5 protein-coding genes and 1 pseudogene are annotated in these 3549 nt (G+C 72.2%); 2 read left to right on the top strand and 4 right to left on the bottom strand.

The features are described 5' to 3' along the window. A pseudogene (locus ACFXA3_RS35845) lies at positions 1 to 236 on the top strand (hypothetical protein); the annotation flags it as partial. Between the two features lie 145 nt (positions 237 to 381). Here ACFXA3_RS35845 and ACFXA3_RS35850 read toward each other — a convergent pair. From ACFXA3_RS35850 to ACFXA3_RS35865, 4 genes are all read right to left on the bottom strand, one after another. Further along, a complete protein-coding gene (locus ACFXA3_RS35850) occupies positions 382 to 1353 on the bottom strand; it encodes an NAD(P)-dependent alcohol dehydrogenase (RefSeq protein ID WP_385194149.1) in 972 nt (323 codons plus the stop codon). Then, positions 1350 to 1583, bottom strand: a complete 234-nt coding sequence (locus tag ACFXA3_RS35855) for a helix-turn-helix transcriptional regulator (RefSeq protein ID WP_385194151.1) — start codon at positions 1581 to 1583, stop codon at positions 1350 to 1352. Before ACFXA3_RS35855 ends, ACFXA3_RS35850 begins: the two co-directional genes overlap by 4 nt. Beyond that, the gene (locus ACFXA3_RS35860; RefSeq protein WP_385194154.1) at positions 1577 to 2008 is read right to left on the bottom strand and encodes a hypothetical protein; all 432 of its coding nucleotides are present in this window, start codon (positions 2006 to 2008) and stop codon (positions 1577 to 1579) included. Before ACFXA3_RS35860 ends, ACFXA3_RS35855 begins: the two co-directional genes overlap by 7 nt. Before the next feature lie 137 nt (positions 2009 to 2145). Next, on the bottom strand, positions 2146 to 2598 hold the full coding sequence (locus tag ACFXA3_RS35865) for a hypothetical protein (RefSeq protein ID WP_385194156.1): 453 nt from the start codon (positions 2596 to 2598) through the stop codon (positions 2146 to 2148). A gap of 226 nt (positions 2599 to 2824) precedes the next feature. On the opposite strand from ACFXA3_RS35865, the gene ACFXA3_RS35870 reads away from it, so the two are divergent. Next, complete coding sequence (locus ACFXA3_RS35870) at positions 2825 to 3535, top strand: hypothetical protein (protein ID WP_385194158.1); 711 nt, start codon at positions 2825 to 2827, stop codon at positions 3533 to 3535. The last annotated feature ends 14 nt before the right edge of the window (positions 3536 to 3549 follow it).

The raw sequence follows: 3549 nt of genomic DNA on the forward strand, positions 1-3549 counted from the left end.
GGCGGGGGGGGGTCCCGGGGGCCCCGCGCCCGCGCCCCGCCGCGCCGGGCGGCTCCCCCCCCCCCCCCCCCGTCCTGGTCCGCAACCCGGCGATGTGGCACCGCCTCGACGCGGACAGCCGCTCCTCCATCCGGCGCGGCACCCTGCTGCGCGGCACCACCGTCCTGCGACAGCTGGCACAACGCATCGACCGGGAGGCGGCCCACACGGTGTTCAGAGTCTCCGGCTTGCGGTGACCCGGGGCCCCGGCCGGTTGCTGCGGACGCCGGGCCCGCCTGATCGGCACCGATCCGAGGAGGGGAACCACCACACCCGGCACGGTGACGGAGGACCGGTGGACGGGATCCACCACCAAGAGGCCGCCCGCCCCGGGCCGTGGGGTCAGGGGAGGATCAGGATCTTGCCCCGGGCCTCGCCGCGGTGGAGTTGGTCGATGGCCTCCGCAGCACCGTCGAGGGGGCAGGTGCGCTGGATCGCCGGGGTGAGGGTGCCGTCCTCGACGTGCTGCTTGAGCACGTCGAGGTCCGCCTTCAGCTCCGAGGCCATGAACGGCTTGAGGCTCTGGCGGACGAAGGGGTTCAGCAGGGCGGCCCACAGCACCCGGCCCATGCCGCCGATCCAACGGCCGCCGCCCTCACCGCCGATGATGACGAGGGTCCCGCGCGGGGTCAGGACGCGTCGCAGGCGGGACAGGGGGCGGTTGCCGGCGGTGTCGAGGACGAGGTCGTAGGACACGTCCCGTTCGGTGAAGTCCTCGCGGGTGTAGTCGATGGTCTCGTCCGCGCCGAGGGAGCGCACCAGTTCCGTCTTCGCGGTGCTGCACACCCCGGTGACGTGCGCACCGTAGGCCTTGGCCAGCTGCACGGCGAACGTGCCGACCCCGCCGGCGGCGCCGATGACGAGGACCCGCTGCCCCGGCCGGACGCGGCCCGTGTCCCGCAACGCCTGGAGTGCGGTGAGACCGGAGATGGACAGTGCCGCCGCCTGTTCCAGCGGAAGACCGGCGGGCTTGAGGGCGAGCTTGTCCTGCGAGGCGGTCGCGTACTCGGCGAAGGAACCCTCACAGATCCCGAACACCTCGTCCCCCGGCCGCAGCCCGGTCACACCGGCCCCGACGGCCTCCACCCGCCCTGCGACCTCACGTCCCCTCACGCGGACGTTGGGCGCGCGGAACCCGTATCCCATCAGCCGCAGCAGATAGGGCTTGCCGCTCATGAGGTGCCAGACCCCGGCGTCCAGAGCGGCCGCCCGGACGGCTATGAGCACCTCGCCGCTGCCCGGCTCCGGCGTCTCCACGTCCCGCAGTTCCAAGACGTCGCTGGAGCCGTATCCGTTCTGCACGATCGCCTTCACGGCGCCGTCCCTTCGTCGTCCGAGTACTGGAAAACCTGCTCGAGTGGCACCGCGAAGACGCGGGCGATCCTGAACGCCGTTTCGAGGGAGGGCGAATAGCGGCCCTTCTCGATGGCGATGACGGTCTGGCGGGTCACACCGATGCGCTCGGCCAGCGCCGCCTGGGTCATCTCCTCGTGCTCGAAGCGCAGGATGCGGATCCGGTTGGTGATACCGGTCGGCTTCACCACGACTGGAATCCGCGCCGGTAGGCGGCGAGCTTCACGACGGAGGCGAGTACGGCCGAGAGGACGAAGCCCAGGTAGATCACGTTGGAGATCCAGAAGCGGTCCGCCCCGGCCATGGAGAGGGCCAGTGCGGTCATGGCGCCGAGGACGAGGAGGGACTGTCCGGTGTACTCCCCGAGGCGGGCGATCTCCTTGTCGCGCTGGTCCTTGGCACCGGCCTCACCGGGCGAGGCGACCGCGACGGCGATGTTCAGGGCGATGGACGCCGCGATCGCGCCGCCGACCGTCCACAGCAGCGGCGCCACGTACGCGACCTCCGGAAGGGGCACCCCGTCCCCGGCCCGCCCGAGTACGACGGCCAGGTAGACCGCATACGCGGCGATGGCCACCACCCCCATGATCCACGCGCGCTTCTCCTGGAAGGCCACGACCGCACCCCGCTCCGATGTAAATGATTCTTGACATCAGGAATGTAAAATTATTCGGCCATGGTGTCAAGAATTTCATACACGCCTCAGCAGGCCGGGCCGTCCGTGCCGAGCCGGCACGAAGGCCGAGGCCGTCCTTACATGCCGGTCCAGCAGTAGAGGCGCTCTCCGCGGCCGGCCGCGTCGCGGGCGAGGCCGGCCAGCTCGGTCAGGACCTGGGCTAGCACGTCCGCATCGGGACCGTTGTCCCGGAAGACCTCCGCCGCGGCCCAGCCGGCGGCCACGTCCCGCACCGCCCCGGGCGCCAGGCCCGCGAGCGCGTCACCGAACGCGTCGGCGAGCGAGTGGCACACCGTCCGGCCGTCGTCACTGGAGTTGACGAATCCGCCGTACGGCGGGTCGGCCTGGACGGCTTCGGCGGACCGCCCCGATATCAGGGTGTCGAGCACCGGCATGTGGATCTCCGGGTCCAGGCCGGTCAGCACCAGTTGGTCGTATCCCGCGCCCATCTCCTCCAGGGTGCCGTGTTCGACCGCTGCGGCGGCATGGGCGTCGTCGGTGGCGGCGTAGTAGCCGTAGTGGATCGTCATGCGGACGATCATGACAGGGCCCACCGACGCCCGTGGTCCCGCGCCGGGCGCGGTCATCCGCAGCGGGCGTGAGCGTGGACCACCCGGCCGTCGAAGTCCGGGCGGACGGTATTACGGTTGATCGCGAACCCGGGGAGGCCGGGCGAATGCCACGCCGGTCCGCGCCACTCGACTGCGGTCGAGCGCACAGCGGTCGCGCCGGCGAGGATCGAGGAAGGGACGACGGATGTCCGACCCGCACCTGCCCCACGCGCCCTACATGGCCGCGGTGCACGCCGCACTGGCCGCCGAAGGGCTGCGCGTACGCAACACCTGGACCAACGGTCTCACCCGCCGGGCATCGAGCCTCCACATCACGGACCCGGCCGATGTCGACGGCGGATTCCGCTTCGAGGACGGCCAGTTCGACGGGACCGCGTGGAGCGAGCCGGAATCGGTCTGGCTGTGGTGGGAGCACCACCACGGCTGGTGCGTGATGGACGAGGACTCCGGCCTGCTGCCGGTCGCGTACCACGACTTCCCCCTGCCGCTGCCGGAGCCGTTCGCCGACCCCCGCGCCGTCGCCGCCACCGTCCGGCGGTGGCTGCCCGGGCCGACCGTGGACGTACCGGCGCCGGCGGGCCGCTGGTCCCAGGCCGATGCGGTCGAAGCGGGCATACGGGTCTGGCACGAGCAGTACGGCCGCTGCCTCACCCCGGAGGACCGACACGTCGTCCGCATCGACGGGGTCGCGCGGCCGGACGCCTGCCCCTGCCCGGACCAGCCGTGCGGTGGCGTCGCCTCGCGCGACATCCGGGGAGACTGCCCGTGGCACATCGGCGAGCGCCATTCCCTTCAGTACCACCACCACTGGTCCGGGCACGCCCCCGAGGCATGCCCGGGCCCGGCGGACCGGCCGGCCCCGGGGCGGGATCGCGGCAGCGCCGCACCGGTCTGACACCGGTGCAGCGC

The sequence above is a fragment of the Streptomyces sp. NPDC059456 genome (genome assembly GCF_042750055.1).
Taxonomy (GTDB): domain Bacteria; phylum Actinomycetota; class Actinomycetes; order Streptomycetales; family Streptomycetaceae; genus Streptomyces.